The following is a 14,579-nucleotide window of genomic DNA, read 5'->3' as shown; positions in this document are numbered from 1 at the left end:
ATGACAGATCCATTGACCCTGGCGATCGCCGCCGCGGCGGCTGGCAAGGCGGTAGAACTTACCGGCCAGCCCGTCAAGGACGGCATCGTCGTGTTCGGCCGCAAGGTGCGCGACCGTTTCCGCGGACGGCCTGCCGACGAGGAGGTGCTGAGCAGCGCCGTCTCCGCCCCCGACGACGGCGGACGAGTCGCTCTGCTGGCAGAGGCTCTGCGCCGCGCAGTCGAGGAGGACCCTGGATTCGCTGACGATCTCGAGGCGGCCTTCCAGCACGCCATGGAGGAGGACCCCGACCTCCTCGACAAGGTCAACAGCCACCTCCAGCAGGCCCGGCTGGAGGCAACTGCAAACGACGAGGGCGTTATCAACGTCTTCACTGGGACGGCCGAGAAGGTCGTACAACTCCGGGACGTGCACGGCGGTCTCAGTATCAACTGACTGGAGCATTGGGGACCGGTTAGTACTCCAGCCGCATTTGGTGATCGATGAGGCGTTGTTGTCGAGGGTAGTAGGCAACGGCGGGCGCGTCCTTGGTGGGTGGCGTCGCCAGCGTGACCAGCGGATTCGATGTCGGGATGGATGCCGGGGCTGGTGGAGTTGGGCGTGTAAGCGGCGGATCTCGTTGACGGGGAGCGGGGCCAGCTCATCGAGCTTCGTCCCCCTCCGCACTGTTGAAATGCGATCGTCCCTGGTGGAGGGGCCCCTGTGTGGCGAGATCGGCAGCCCCGTCGGCGCGGTCAACGCGTGGGTCTGGAGGTGGACCGGCGGCCAAGAAGGCCGGGTGGGCGTGGGCGACCATGGCCAAGGTGATGTGTCGGTACCAGGCGGTGGGCTTGCGGACCTGGGTTCTCGGTTGTCGATCTCAGCACGGATGCCGGGCCTTCGATGATGCACAGGCGGGCTTTGGCCAGTGGCGGACCTCGGTCCACTCGTAGGTCGGCTTCATCAGAACCGCGCTGACGAGGCGGACGATGGGATCCCGCCGGCGTCGGCGCGCATGCGGGGTTGCGTCCGTCGCCTTGTGGTGGCCCTTTGTGGCCGTACTACTTCGTACCGGCAGGACCGCGCAGCTTGCTTGTGCTAGATCAGTCCTATGTTCGGGGAGACGGGCGGCGCATGGCTTCGTGGGCGGCTGTCAGAGGCAGCCAGGTCGGTTTGGGCTAAGCATGATCGCAGAACGGACGGGTGGCTGCCCTTGTGGCGCCATCTCGCCGATAGCGGTGCCGTCGCGGGTTTGTTGTGGGATCTGTGGGTGCCTCGTCAGTGCCGCATGATAGTGGCCGATCAGCTTCCTGGGGTATTGAAGATGCTCGTCGGCTAGCGGTGTGGTTGGCGACAACTCATGACATTGGTAAGGCGACGCCGGCATTCGCTTGCCAGGTAGAGTCACTGGCCGACCGGATGCGCAGGGCGGGGCTGGACATGCCCACGCCCAAGCGGCTGAACGATCGACGGCTCGCGCCGCATGGCCTGGCTGGTCAGGCACTCCTGCAGGAATGGTTGATCGGGCGTGGCTGGTCTCGATCGGCGACGCTGCCGTTCACGATCATTGCCGGTGGGCACCATGGAGTGCCGCCGACGTTCAGCGGTATACGCGAATTGAACGTGCATCCTGATCTCTTGTGGACGCCGGGCTGTGAGTCGGTTTGGCGGAGCGTTCAGAAGGAGATCTTGGACGCTTGCGCGGAGATGTGCGGTGTCGATGACCGGCTGTCCGAGTGGCGGCAGGTGAAGCTGTCGCAGTCGGCGCAGGTGGTGTTGACCGGGTTGGTCATTGTCGCTGATTGGATCGCCAGTAATTCCGACCTCTTTCCGCACTTTTTCGACGGCGGGGCTCCGAGCGACGAGGAGCGCGTCAAGGCGGCGTGGGAGGGGCTTGCCCTTCCGGCGCCGTGGCGGCCGGTAGAGCCGGTCATGGCCGCGGACGAGTTCTTCTCCTCGCGCTTCACTTTGCCGGTAGGGGCCAGCGTTCGTCCTGTCCAGGCGCGGAGTGTGGAGGTGGCGCGGCGGATGTCCGGGCCGGGGCTGATGGTGATCGAGGCCCCGATGGGTGAGGGGAAGACAGAGGCGGCGCTGGCTGTCGCCGAGGTGTTCGCGGCGCGTTCTGGGGCGGGCGGGGTGTTCGTGGCGTTGCCGACGATGGCCACGGGCAATGCGATGTTTCCTCGGTTGTTGCGGTGGCTGCGGCGAGTCCCGGACGCGGAGGGGGCGGGGCCGCGGTCGGTGATGCTGGCGCACTCGAAGGCGGCGCTTAACGACGACTTCGGTGAGATCGTGCGGGCGGGACGGCGGGTCGTCGGGGTCGAGCTCGATGGCGAGGACGGCGAGTGGCGGGCGCGGGACGATCGCCTCGCGCGGTCGGCTGAGCTGGTGGCCCATCAGTGGCTGCATGGCCGTAAGAAGGCGATGCTGTCGTCGTTCGTGGTCGGGACGGTCGACCAGTTGTTGTTCATGGGGTTGAAGAGCAGGCATCTGGCGCTGCGGCATCTGGCGCTGGCGGGCAAGGTCGTGATCATCGACGAGGCCCACGCGTACGACACCTACATGAGCTCGTATCTGGACCGGGTGCTGTCTTGGCTGGGCGCTTACGGGGTTCCTGTGGTGGTGCTGTCGGCGACGTTGCCATCGGGGCGGCGTTGCGAGCTGGCCGAGGCGTACGCCGGGCAGAGCGGCCACGATATGTCGGGCGTGCGGTCAGCCCAGGGCTATCCGCTGCTGACGGCGGTCGAACGCGGAGCTGAGCCGTTGGTCGAGACGGTGGCACCGTCGGGGCGACGTACCGATGTGCATATGGAGCGTCTGGGCGACGATCTCTCCGAGCTGGCCGACCGGCTGGAACACGACCTCACCGACGGCGGATGCGCGTTGGTCGTCCGCAACACGGTGGGGCGGGTGCTGAAGACCGCGCAGTTCCTGCGGAGCCGGTTCGGGGTGGACGAGGTCACCGTGGCCCACGCCCGTTTCGTGGACTTGGACCGGGCACGGAAGGACGCCGACCTGTTGAGGCGGTTCGGACCGCCGGAGGACAGCGCGGGCGGGCGTCCGGTGAAGCACATCGTGGTGGCCAGCCAGGTCGCCGAGCAGTCATTGGACATCGATTTCGATCTCCTGGTCACGGACCTGTGCCCGAGCGACCTGCTGTTGCAGCGGATGGGTCGGCTGCATCGGCACGTACGCGGTGAGCGACCGGCAGGTGTGCGCGTGCCCCGGTGTCTGGTCACGGGCACAGATTGGGAGGCGGTGCCTGCCGAGCCGGTCAAGGGGTCACAGCGTGTCTATCGTTTGCACGCGTTGCTGCGGTCCGCCGCGGTGCTGGAGCCGTATTTGCCGAGCGCCTCGGACGCGTCGTGCGGACCATCCCCGCGCGTGCGGGGCCGAGTGCTGGGGTGTGACCCAGCGCAAGTCGGGTGGCGGACCATCACCGCGCGTGCGGGGCCGAGGAGGGCAGCCATTGCGTGGGCGCGTGTGTAGCGGGACCATCCCCGCGCGTGCGGGGCCGAGGCGATGGCGGCGGAGAAGTACGGGGCGCGGTTCGGACCATCCCCGCGCGTGCGGGGCCGAGCGTGGCTCATGACCGATCAGGAGATGGAGGGCAGGACCATCCCCGCGCGTGCGGGGCCGAGTACCACCGGGCCGCGCCGGACGAGCGCCGGCGGGGACCATCCCCGCGCGTGCGGGGCCGAGGCCCGACCAGGTGGCGCAGGTACGCCGAGACCTGGACCATCCCCGCGCGTGCGGGGCCGAGCCGCCTTTTCTGCCTTCTTGAATACCTGCACGGGGACCATCCCCGCGCGGGGATGGCCCGTCGGCGACGACCGCGCTGGAGATCCACCGCGAGTCGGCCCCGCATCCGCGGGGATGGCCCTGTGTTCGCTTCCACCCCGGAGGAGATGTCGGAGTCGGCCCCGCACCCGCGGGGATGGTCCCCACTCGACACCGAGCCGGGTGACAGGGTTCGAGTCGGCCCCGCACACGCGGGGATAGTCCACGATGCGTAAGCGGCGGCTTGGCGAGGAGCTGGTCGGCCCCGCACACGCGGAGATGGTTCGCTGGAGATGGTGGCGAGGTGCTGTCGGATCGTGTCGGCCCCGCATACGTGGGGACGGTTCGGCGTCGATCATGAGGGGCTTCGGAAGCGTCCGGTTGGCCCCGCGTGCGCGGGATGGTCCGGCCAAGCGGTCGGCCCCGCGTAAGCGGTGCCGGTCCGCAGCCACCCAGGCGCGGACCGGCTGCATGGGGCGGCCCCGCACCCGCGGAGATGGTTCGAGGCCGGCCACGCCCGCGCAGCTCCGCGCCTTGTTGGCCCCGCGCTCGCGGGGGTGGTTCGGCATCCGCGCCGCCTCGCTGATGATCCACACGGTCGGCCCCGTGCATGCGGGGGATGGTCCCGAGATCAGCGGCCCCCGGTAACCCAGGGTGCAGTGAGCCCCGCGCTCGGGGGATGGTTCCGCCACTAGATGGCCGACTTCCTCGACCGTCCCGTTGGCCCCGCACAGGTGGAGATGGTCCGCCATGTGCCAGGCTCGCTTCCCGGCGGGGGATGTCGGCCCCGCTCCGGCGGAGATGAACAGCGACGCGAAGCGGCCCCCGCCCCCTCTGCACGAGGAGGCGGGGGGCCGCTTCTTGCGTGCGCAGGCCGCAGTTACTTGGGCTGGGGATAACGCAGCGGCCCGCGGCCCGGCACGCGTCTGGCGGGGTGGTGCCGCCCTGGGGACTGGTCGGCGGCGCCACCCCGGTCTATGCGCGGCCGCCCTGCCGGGCTTGCCCGGCCTGCTCGGCGCGTTCCCCTCCCGTGCCAGGCCGCCGCACGCTCCACGATGCCACCGAGGTAGGCGGCCCGCTCGAAGTCGTCGCGTTGCCCGTAGAAGTACTGGGACTCCGTCACGACCTCTTCCATAGAACTGGGCCGTTAAGACGTCCAACCTCCAGGTGTTCCTGGACGGTAACGACGCTTACTGGGCGACCTCACGCACGGAGGGCGAGAGCAAAGGGCGCTGGACGGCGTGATCGGCCCGCAGACCTGGCCGGTCCTGCTCCGCGTCCACTGACCGTGGGCTGCCCGGGGGGTGCACGTCGTCAACGACGGCACTGACTTGGACCAGCGACGGCTGCGTTGGACGCGGTGCCCAGTAATCCGGCGCAAGCAGCCGAATGCTTTGCCTCCTTCGAAATAGCGGGCATTGTTGCGTTATCGACCAAGGAACGCCTTGATCATCATGAGAACCGGGAAAGAAATGAACGCCATGCCCGGGATCGACTGTTTGAACAGAAAGAAGACGATGCTCGCGATGAACGAGAGCAGAGTGAGCGTGAACGCTATGGCCTGCCCCTGTTTGGCCCGTTCGATCTCCGCCTCAGCGAGTTTGTCCTCTCTCTTGCTCGTGCCCGTCGCCCCGGTCTCGGCCATGCACAGGATACGGTCTGCGGCGCCGGCCAGGACCATCTCGTACTGCTGGAGGGCCGCAGGTGGGGGGAGCGGGCCGGACCAGTCGTTTTGGAGGCTGATCTGGATCTCGTTCAGTAACTGCTGTTCCTCGACTGCCCCGAGCGACGAATCGTTTCCGACAAGGAGCCCATCGCTTCGGCTAGCGTCCTGCCGACGCTTCTCCAGGCTTCCGTTACCGGTTCCCTCTGCCCCAGCCTCACCCTGCGTAGGCGGGGCGACGGATCCAGACTGAGACTGGCGAAACCGATGCTCAGGGGCGACGGGCGGTTGCTCGTCCTTGGGGGCTGTGGTGTCGTCGCCATGCGTCAAAAGTACCTCCGCTTCGCTTACCGCGAGAAGCAGATTGACGTAGGCATGACAATGTTGTCACGGAAATGCGACCTTCGGTATGAGATCTGTCCGAGTCTGGCCGTGCGTCAACCTAAAGAAACCGCTGAACGTCACCGACAGCGTTAAGTCGGACAAGTGGCGCAATTCACTCCGTGCGACCTGAGCGTCGGCGAGGGTTCAGGGAGGTGAAAGGTGCCAACGGTCTAGGAGGGCGGGAGGATCACGGGTGCCGCGCGTCGTACACCGCTCGCAGTTCCTTCGACGAGCAGACCCACCGCTTCACCGCGGCGAGGATCTTCCGTGCCTTCTCCGACCCCTCAGGCACGCTCGCCATTCCGCCGTTGTAGCGGTAGGTGCTGTTGTGCAGGACGGTCGCGACCGGCTTCCCGTCGTAGATGTCCCAGCACACGCTCACCGCGCGGCGCAGTGGCCGCGGCCGCGCGCCGGTGGACTCCGGCGTGAGGCCGGGGTCGAGCTGGTGGAGGTAGGCGAGGAACGCCTTGCGCTGCTCGGCGGGAAGGTACTCCCACGTCTCTCTTGAGCTCGAGGGAGATGGCTTCGCGGCCGGGCTCGATTTGGCCGCGGCGGGCGCTTGGTCGTCGTCGCCGGTGACGGCTGCGAGCGCGGCGATCAGGAGGACGAGGAGGACGCCGGCGCTGGCGGCGATGAGCCAGCCGCGCCGCGGCGGGCGGCGGGGCGGCTGGGGGCCGGGCATGGGGGGCGGAGGCTGGCTGGGTAGGCCGTGCATGATTCTGGGACGTTCGAGGGTATGTGGGAGTTGTCACGGTGCCGCCACGGCCACCCTTAGACATCATTTCATTTGGGTGGGTGTCGGTGGTCTGCGGCCGTGGAGATGGTCGAGTGGCTGGTGCCTGAGGAGTTGTGGGAGTTGTTCCAGCGGGTGGTGCCGCCCGCTTCGACGAGGCCGCAGGGCGGTGGTCGGTGCCGGTACGGGGATCGTGAGGTGCTGGCGGCGATCATCTTCGTGGCCACCTCTGGTTGTACGTGGCAGCAGTTGCCGTCGGTGTTCGGGCCGTCGGGTCCTACGGCGCAGCGGCGCTTCACCGAGTGGAGTGCCGCGCGGGTGTGGGCCAAGCTGCACCGGCTGGTGCTGGAGGAGTTGGGCGGGCGCGGCGAGCTGGACTGGTCGCGGTGCGCGATCGACTCTGTCAGCGTCCGTGCGAGCAAAGGGGGGAGCTGACAGGCCCGAATCAGATCGACCGCGGCAAACGTGGGTCGAAGATCCATCTGCTGACCGATCGTGCCGGACTGCCGCTGTCTGTCGGAATCTCAGCGGCCAACACCCAGGGGCGAGCTCGCGCTGGAGCCGCTGGTGCGGGGCATCGCGCCGATCCGCTCCCGGCGAGGGCCGCGCCGGCACCGCCCCGCAAAGCTGCACGGCGACAAGGGCTACGACTACGCCGACCTGCGGCGCTGGCTACGCAGGCGGGGCCATCACCCCGCGCATCGCGCGCCGTGGCATCGAGCCCTGCGACCGGCTCGGGCGGCACCGCTGGGTGCTGGAACGGACGGTGTCCTGGCTGAGCGGCTGCCGCCGACTGCACCGCCGCTACGAACGCAAACCCGAGCACTTCCTGGCCTTCGTCGCCATCGCCGCCACCCTCATCTGCCACCGCCGACTCGCCAAATGAGATGACGTCTTAGTCGAATGTGGGTTCTAGATCCTTGGGTGATGGGGAGCCCTGATCGGATCATCGCCGCTCGCCTGCAGGGAGCCGCATCGCGCCTCGCAGGCCAGCACCCGCTGGCCGGCAAGGCCCGCGCTGCAGCGGTCGCGGAGGTGCGGGAGATCGCAACCGTCCGCCCGGCGACGCGACCCGGCTCCGTGCATCAGCCGACTCCGGTGCTATGCGCGACGTGCTGGCCAAGGTCGCCGGTCTGCTGCTCGGTACGGCGCCAGCGGACCAACCAGCGGCGCATCGTGCGGCGGCGGCTGCTCGTGGAGGCCGGCGCTACCCGGGGATTGCTGGATGACTGATCGGCGTAGGACGGGCCCGCGCGACCCGGAAAGAGGAAGCGCTGCCGGACCCGAACCGGAACGCCGCTGGCCCTAACAGGCAACCACGGCCGAGATCGGCCATGCGCCTCGGGCAGTTCGTTCCGTTTGCTCGTCACCAGCGGCGGCACGGGCAGCCACACCTACCCGGCGCTGACCACCGTGCAAGCGCTGCGGAACCTCACGCGGATCGACGCCTGGCTGCTTGGCGTGCAGCTCGCCCCAGCCCGCACTTCACACTTCGCGGTGCTGGCCGCCTGATTCGCCAACAGTGTCCCGTGGGGGCGGGAGCCGCTTCGCGTCGCTGTTCATCCCCGCCGGAGCGGGGCCGACATCCCCCGCCGGGAAGCGAGCCTGGCACATGGCGGACCATCTCCACGTGTGCGGAGCCAACGAGACGGTCGAGGAAGTCGGCCATCTCGTCGCGGAACCATCCCCCCGAGCCCGGAGCTCACTGCCCCCTGGGTCACCGGGGACCGCTGATCTCGGGACCATCCCCGCATACGCAGGGCCGACTTGTAAAGCGTCACCGTATCGACGCCCTTGATCGAACCATCCCCGCATGTGCGGGGCCAACGTTGTCGAGCTCGGCGAGGCGCTGCACGCCCCAGAACCATCCCCGCGAGCGCGGGGCCTTTCATCTGCGGTCAGATTAGGCGCCGCATCGTCCGAAAACATCTGAATATTCAGACGACGAAACGCCCGCCCTCCCCGAGGGAAGAGCGGGCGTTCGCGTAGAGACGGCTCGGGGGTTGCACCGTCCCACGATCAAGGGGACGCGGGTGGACGCTACCTCCGATAGGCCGGCAGCACGTCCCGATCCGCCGGATTGGCCCGGTTCGGGACGCGCACCAACCCCGGCGCTGAGGACGGCGAGCCATCGGGACCCAATCATTGGGCTCGATCTGCCTGTCGGTTGCGGCGGCCTAGGGCCTGTTTTGTGGATCGTGGTTGAGCCAGAGGATGAGGCTGGCGATGGTGACGATGGCGCGGTAGTGGGCGGCGAGTTTGTCGTAGCGGGTGGCCAGGCCGCGGAAGCGTTTGAGCTGGTTGAAGCAGCGTTCGACGACGTTGCGGCGGCGGTAGCGGTCCCGGTCGAAGCCGCAGCGGCGGTGTCCGCGGCGGGCGCGGGCGGCGAGCTGGTCGCTGCGTTCGGGGATGGTGTGCGGGATGCGCCGCCGGCGCAGTTAGTCGCGGATGATGCGGGTGGAGTAGCCCTTGTCGGCGATCAGGTGCCCGGGCCGGGTGCGCGGTCGGCCCGGCCCGGTCCGAGGGATGGCGATGGCTTCGACGACCTCGATCAGCCGGGTGCAGTCGTTGATGTTGCCGGCGGTGAGGGTGAAGGCCAGCGGCAGGCCGCGCCCGTCGCAGGCCAGGTGGATCTTGGTGGTCAGTCCGCCGCGGGATCGCCCGAGCGCCTGCCCGAATTCCTGCCCGCCGGCCGGTGATGCCGGGTTCGTCCCCGGCCGTTCCCCTTTTTGCGGGCGCCGGCGGCGTGCTGGTGGGCGCGCACGATGGTGGAGTCCACGCACACCGCCGACCAGTCCACCACCCCGATCGCGTCATCGTGGACCTGGACGTGCGCCAGCAGCCGCTCCCAGGTCCCGTCCCTACTCCAGCGGCGGAACCGCTGGTAGAGCGTCTGCCAGGGCCCGTAGCGTTCGGGCACGTCCCGCCAGTCCGCGCCGGTCCGGACCTTCCACAAGATCCCGTTGATCACCTGCCGGTGGTCACGCCACCGCCCACCAGGCCCCGAAGCCACCGGCAGCAACGGCTCAATCCGCGCCCACGCCGCATCGGTCAACTCATGTCGCCGCACCATGGCCACCATCAAGCCACAAACCAAAGATCCAGATCCGCAAAACAGGCCCTAGGGCGCGTGCCAGAGCGGGGTGGCGGGTGAGGGCATCGACGGCCCCGGCGAACGCCACGTGCCGGGTCGTAGCCGCCAGGCCGGCGATGACGAGCTCGTGGAGATCCGCGTCGTCTCCCTCCCCGTTTTCTACTTCGTGCTCCATCTGGTGGGCGACGGCCGAGACGAGGTGATCAAGGAAGGGCCCGTCGAAGAAGTACGCGTCGGCGGCCAGGACCTCGTCCTTGCCTCCCAGGTCGGCCAGGCTCGGCCCGTCACGGCGGGCACCGGCTGGGACGCTGTGTGCCCACGCGGTGATGCGCTCGTCCATGGGGTGCATGCTGTCCCTCTCCCCCGCCGGGCCTGACGCCAACTGGGCCTAGAACAGTTCGCGACCGTCAACGCCCGTCACGATACGGTCCTCGGGGAAGATGTCCCAGACGGCGCTCTCGGTCGACGTAATGATCATCTGTATCCCGGGGATGTCGTTGCCGGTGTCGTAGAGGGTCTGCAAGACCTGATGCGCGGTTTCGGGGACGACTTCGTCGGCGGTGGGGGCGTCGATGAGCAGGAGCCCGGGATGGGAGACGATGCCTCGACGGCGTCCGACCCGGACCATCCCGACGACGGCGGCAATCCTCATCCGGAGCCGGTCGACGGGGCTGAAAGACGAATAAGGGTGCTTGGCGCCGGACTTGATGGCGTTCAGGTGGCCGGCCAGGTTGAGGTTGACGCTGCCGAGATTGGTCACGCCCAATGCTTGGGCGATGGCAAGGATCTCGCCGTTGAGTTCGGTGAACAGGGCCCGGCTATGGGCGTCAACGACCTCTTTGACGACCTCGGTGGCCACGGCCAGGACTCGCTCGTCATTGAGCGGGTGCGGTCCGGTCGGCTGCGCAATGGGCTCGGACAAGGCTGCGGCCAGTGCGGGAAGCGCACCGGTGGTCTCGCCAGCCGCCAGGGTGAGCGCGCCCTGCAACGTGAACACCTCCTGCTGGGTCTGTTCCAGCAGGGTGAACGCCTCACCGGACCGCGCCGCAGCCAGAGCCGCGGCCGCATCCTCATAGGCTGTGCGGGCACCCTCGAGTGTCCGGGCAGCCTGGTCCGCCGCAGCCTTGAAGCGGGTCTCGGCGGCCTGGGAGGCGGCCAGACGGTCGTCTATGCGGGTCAGGGCCTCTTGCGCCGCCTCCGGGTCGTTAGGTTCGTCTGGCAGAGGGTTGGCGCAGACGGAGCATCGGTGCTCGGTGTCCTCAATGGCCCGGCGGGCGTCATCGATGTCGTGGTCGCAGCGAGGGCATGCCTCGGGGTCCAGGGCCCCCAGGAGTAGCCGCGCGGCGCTGCTCTGCCGGGCGCGCCGGGCCGCCCGCTGGTCGGCCAGTCTGTTCTTGCGGGCGGCCTCAAGCTGACCGGCCGCGACCTGATGGGCATCCTGGCAGGCGACGACCTGCGCGGCCGCGCGTTCCACGGCTTGCAGCAACGCGGTGATGTCCGGCTGTGCGTCCCGCAGGTCGCGAAGCCGCTGCTGAGCGTCGGCCAGCGCGGCGCGCAGCGGCTCGACCTTCTGCTGGCGGGCTCGGGCGTCTTCATCGGCGCGTCGCGCGACTCTGCTCTCCTCCTGGAGTTCCGCTTTGCGTGCGGTGACCAGGCGCGTCAGCTCTGAGGCGTAGGGGACGTCCAGGAACAGCTGCATGAGCCGCACCGGTAGCTGTCCGACCGTCGTGGGTCCCAGAAGGATCGTGTCATTGGCCGAGTTCAGCGCCAGCGCGTAGAAGAAGCTCGGCCACCCATGCACCTGCTCGGTGCTGTCGCGCTGCCCATCCTCGCCCTTCGGCGCGCCGGGTTCAGCCGTCCACACCGAGATCGGGCGCAGGCCGAGCCGGTCCATCATGAAACGGCCGATCAGCGCCTCGACCTCCGGCGGTTCGGCCTCCGACACCGTGCGCACACCGGGCCCCTCCTCGCCGCGGCCCTCAAGGGCCAGCAGAGCAGGCAGAGCGTCAGCGCTCAGAAGGCGCGCGTGCGGGCGGCCGGGCCGTTCGAAGGTGAGCCGAACCGACGCCGCCACTCCGCCGACCTCGACGTCGGCGCGCACATAGTGGAACCAGCCCACCGTCTCGGGGCGCCGGAAGGCCGCGAAACCTTCGCCTCGCAGCGCGAAACTCAAGGCCCACAGGACGCTCGACTTCCCCGCGGAGTTGATCTCGCTTGCGATCGCCCACGGCCCTGGCCCCAACGGAATGTCCAGGGTGAACGGGCCGTCCTTGGCGGCGGTCCCGGTGCTCTTCACGCCCTCGCAGTACAGGCGATGCACGACCAGTTCGCGGCGGGCAGGCAACGGCGCTGTCAGATCGAGGCCGTGCGCGGTGAGGATCGCGGCGACCTCCTCAGGGTCGGCGTCGCCGAGCCTGGTGGTGATCCGCCGGTGCAACTCGCTCTCCGACGGAATGGCCAGCTCCTCACTCATGGACGGCTCCCTGCGAGGTCGCTTCGCGTATCACGGTCAGCCGCTCGCGCGTTCGGTCGGCGATCGATGGAATGATCTCCCCCAGCGGCGTCTGGGCATAGTCACGCTGCAGATACTGGCGACGCCGCAGCGCGAGCGCCGTGTGGCCGGTCGCCTCGGCCAAGGCGCGCACCAGGAGCGCCCGTTCGGTGTACCAGGCCAGTTCGGGGAACTGAGCGGTGGCCTGATCTGCGATCTGACGGCCTTTGCCGGTTAGGTAGTAGCTGTCTTGGATGACACGGGTTTGGCTGCGGCGCTGCCGGACTACCACCAGGCGCGGGGCGGCCAGCACACTCAACGCCTGGTCCAGATACTCAAACGCCCCGAACAAATAGCGCAGCATCGGGATCGCGCACACCTCGGGCTCGTCGGAATCTAGGATCCGGCCCGCGAGGTCCAGCAGGATCGTCTCGCCGCTGCGCTCGTAGTCGTTCAGCAGCTCATCGGCGAGATAGTCGGGGTTTCTCAGCCAGAAGTCGAGCTTCTGCAGACGGCTCTCAGCGTGCAGGACAGCCACCGCGTTTGTCGGGACATCAGGCCCGACAGGCTCCCCGACAGGATCGGCCACAGCCGCAATGAGTAGCAGCAGCCGGATCGCATCGGAAAATCGATCACTCTCATTGTCCGTAGACACTCACACAACGTAACCCCTGCGGTGCAGGTGATCCACAGTTCCCAGCGCGCCAATATGAAAGTTGGTGCGGCGATGTCGCCGGGTCTGCCCGGACGGCAGCATGATGCCGTGGCAGCCCAGCTCGACCCTGGGCAAGGGCATAGGTTTAGGTGTAGATCGCCTCGTGGCTGGCGGTCGCGCCGTCGGCGGCAACGCGCCACACTCACGCTGTCGCGACCGGCCTGCAGGCGCAACCGCCCGGCGGTCTGCCGTGGCGTGCGTCCACGCCGCAGGTCCTGGCGCACCCGGCGTGCAGCACCGGATCGGTCTCGACCTTGCGCGGCTGCGGATCCTTCTTGTGGTCGGTCCAGTTGTTCCAGGCGATGTTGTCGCTGGCCCGCCATAGCTTGCCGCGATCGAAGCCCAGGAGTTTGGTCCGGTCGAGGCTGTAGTTGTACTGAACCTTGCCGAGGAGGCCTGGTCGATCGGTTGGTAGCTGGTGCGCCCATCACTGCCGAGGTTGGCGACCTTGCCAGCGAGCCAGCCAGTGTGGGGTGGAAGTCCAGCACCCAGTTGTAGCGGGTTCGGGAGGACATCGGCCGACGCTGGAAGGTGCCGGAACTGGCGATGTTCATCTCCGGGCGGTCGTGCGCTGATCAACGTGTGCCTCTCACCAGACCTGAGAAAGGTGGAAGATGATCTTGCTTGGCCTGGAATCCGGTGGAGCGGGGCCCTCACGTTGCCGCTGATCAAAGGGTTTCGTCAGCACCCCGGACGAACAAGATCCCGCACAGCAATGGCACGCACCTTCAACGCCGAACGCCGCCCACGCCCGCGCCGCCGCCCGCCAGGTCGGCCGGCCCCATCGTCCACCCCGAAGACAAGATCGAATATGCCCGGCTGCTAAAAGACCAGGGCAAATCACTCGGGCCAAATCGCCGCCAGGACCGGCATCCCCCAGGCTTCTCTGCACCGCTACCTCGCCGACCAGGGCATTCTTGGCTAGAGGCCGGCAGGGAGATTATCGGCTGGCACACCGGCACCGTCCCGGATTTCAGCGTCCGGCCGCTTTCAGATCCGCCGTGGTCCATGGTCCGCAGCGGCCCTCCTCCCTTACGGTGGGACGGCCTTGGATAACCTCGCCGAGGCAGACACGGAATTTGAGCCAGCCGATGGTGTCTATCCGGGGCATGTCGATGAGCTTGGGTGGCGTAGGGGTGCCGTTGCGGGGGCCGCTGTGAGTGTTAGCCCAGGTACCGAGATCGCCGTGGTCGGTCGTGACAGCGAGAATAGTCGCACAACCGTCGCGGCGATCGTCGGTCAGGAGCATACGACGCCGTTCAATGTTTAACTCGGCGCGTCCCGCACCTCCTGGTGCGTACGCGGTTGGGGGCCGCCCCGGTGCCACAGTCCCCGATACTGCGCCACCCCTGGGACGACAGGGCACGCCAGCGGTGCGCTCAGCGGCTGGAGTCTTCGGCGTTGCCGCGCCCTTCCCGGCCTGATCATCACCGCGTCGAGCCTGGGCAGTCACCCCGGCCGCGCAGGCCACGGTCAGCAGCAGCGCCGCGCCAGTAACCCACCACTTGCGTGCCCGGCCTCGAGGCTGTTGTTCAGACGGCGTCTGTGGCCGCTGGGCTGGTGAAGACCCCAGCCCAGCCTTCCTATTCCCGGCCACGGCAACGGGGACAGCGGCTGGATCCTCGGACAGAGAATCTTGGCCGCCCACCGCAGTGTCAGTGCTTCGTCCACCAGCCTCCCTTGAGGGACCGATCGGCCCGCCCGTCTCGTGGTAATGAAGATGGGTGACCAGGTCACCAG

The 14,579-nt window shown here is 68.2% G+C and carries 7 protein-coding genes, 3 pseudogenes and 1 CRISPR repeat array; of the genes and pseudogenes, 4 read left to right on the top strand and 6 right to left on the bottom strand.

Annotated features, from left to right (window positions below):
• Positions 1–435: a hypothetical protein gene (locus tag BJY14_RS38425; protein ID WP_179848084.1), complete on the top strand. Its 435-nt coding sequence runs from the start codon at positions 1–3 to the stop codon at positions 433–435.
• Between the two features lie 655 nt (positions 436–1,090).
• A pseudogene (gene cas3 / locus BJY14_RS38420) lies at positions 1,091–3,132 on the top strand (CRISPR-associated helicase Cas3'); the annotation flags it as partial.
• Positions 3,133–3,348: 216 nt separating this feature from the next.
• Positions 3,349–3,742: direct repeats of the CRISPR family, unit length 28 nt; unit sequence GGACCATCCCCGCGCGTGCGGGGCCGAG.
• Between the two features lie 1,443 nt (positions 3,743–5,185).
• Here cas3 and BJY14_RS38415 read toward each other — a convergent pair.
• Both BJY14_RS38415 and BJY14_RS38410 read right to left on the bottom strand, forming a co-directional pair.
• Positions 5,186–5,752 carry a DUF2335 domain-containing protein gene (locus BJY14_RS38415; RefSeq protein ID WP_179848083.1) on the bottom strand — a complete coding sequence of 189 codons (567 nt, stop codon included), beginning with the start codon at positions 5,750–5,752 and terminating at the stop codon, positions 5,186–5,188.
• 241 nt (positions 5,753–5,993) lie between these two features.
• Positions 5,994–6,488 carry a hypothetical protein gene (locus BJY14_RS38410; RefSeq protein ID WP_179848082.1) on the bottom strand — a complete coding sequence of 165 codons (495 nt, stop codon included), beginning with the start codon at positions 6,486–6,488 and terminating at the stop codon, positions 5,994–5,996.
• Positions 6,489–6,626: 138 nt separating this feature from the next.
• Between BJY14_RS38410 and BJY14_RS38405 the strand changes: the two are divergent.
• Both BJY14_RS38405 and BJY14_RS38400 read left to right on the top strand, forming a co-directional pair.
• Positions 6,627–7,425 (top strand): annotated as a pseudogene (locus tag BJY14_RS38405) (IS5 family transposase).
• Between the two features lie 473 nt (positions 7,426–7,898).
• Positions 7,899–8,051 (top strand): hypothetical protein, encoded by a 153-nt coding sequence (locus BJY14_RS38400; RefSeq protein ID WP_179848081.1) that lies wholly within the window; start codon positions 7,899–7,901, stop codon positions 8,049–8,051.
• A 665-nt stretch (positions 8,052–8,716) separates the two neighbouring features.
• On the opposite strand, the pseudogene BJY14_RS38395 reads toward BJY14_RS38400, so the two are convergent.
• From BJY14_RS38395 to BJY14_RS38380, 4 genes and pseudogenes are all read right to left on the bottom strand, one after another.
• Positions 8,717–9,609 (bottom strand): annotated as a pseudogene (locus BJY14_RS38395) (IS5 family transposase).
• The gene (locus tag BJY14_RS38390; RefSeq protein WP_179848080.1) at positions 9,596–9,973 is read right to left on the bottom strand and encodes a hypothetical protein; all 378 of its coding nucleotides are present in this window, start codon (positions 9,971–9,973) and stop codon (positions 9,596–9,598) included. Before BJY14_RS38390 ends, BJY14_RS38395 begins: the two are co-directional and overlap by 14 nt.
• A gap of 48 nt (positions 9,974–10,021) precedes the next feature.
• The gene (locus BJY14_RS38385) at positions 10,022–12,106 is read right to left on the bottom strand and encodes a hypothetical protein (protein WP_179848079.1); all 2,085 of its coding nucleotides are present in this window, start codon (positions 12,104–12,106) and stop codon (positions 10,022–10,024) included.
• Positions 12,099–12,779, bottom strand: coding sequence for a hypothetical protein (locus BJY14_RS38380; RefSeq protein ID WP_179848078.1), 681 nt, complete (start codon positions 12,777–12,779; stop codon positions 12,099–12,101). The genes BJY14_RS38385 and BJY14_RS38380 overlap by 8 nt, the downstream gene beginning before the upstream one ends.
• Positions 12,780–14,579 lie beyond the last annotated feature (1,800 nt).

The organism is Actinomadura luteofluorescens (assembly GCF_013409365.1).
GTDB classification, from domain to species: domain Bacteria; phylum Actinomycetota; class Actinomycetes; order Streptosporangiales; family Streptosporangiaceae; genus Spirillospora; species Spirillospora luteofluorescens.
This window is presented reverse-complemented; position numbering and strand designations above follow the sequence as displayed.

Excerpts from the sequence above, each read along its gene's own strand:
- BJY14_RS38425 (WP_179848084.1), top strand. The coding sequence starts at position 1 with ATGACAGATCCATTGACCCTGGCGATCGCCGCCGCGGCGGCTGGCAAG.
- BJY14_RS38410 (WP_179848082.1), bottom strand. The coding sequence starts at position 6,488 with ATGCCCGGCCCCCAGCCGCCCCGCCGCCCGCCGCGGCGCGGCTGGCTC.
- BJY14_RS38390 (WP_179848080.1), bottom strand. The coding sequence starts at position 9,973 with ATGGACGAGCGCATCACCGCGTGGGCACACAGCGTCCCAGCCGGTGCC.
- BJY14_RS38385 (WP_179848079.1), bottom strand. The coding sequence starts at position 12,106 with ATGAGTGAGGAGCTGGCCATTCCGTCGGAGAGCGAGTTGCACCGGCGG.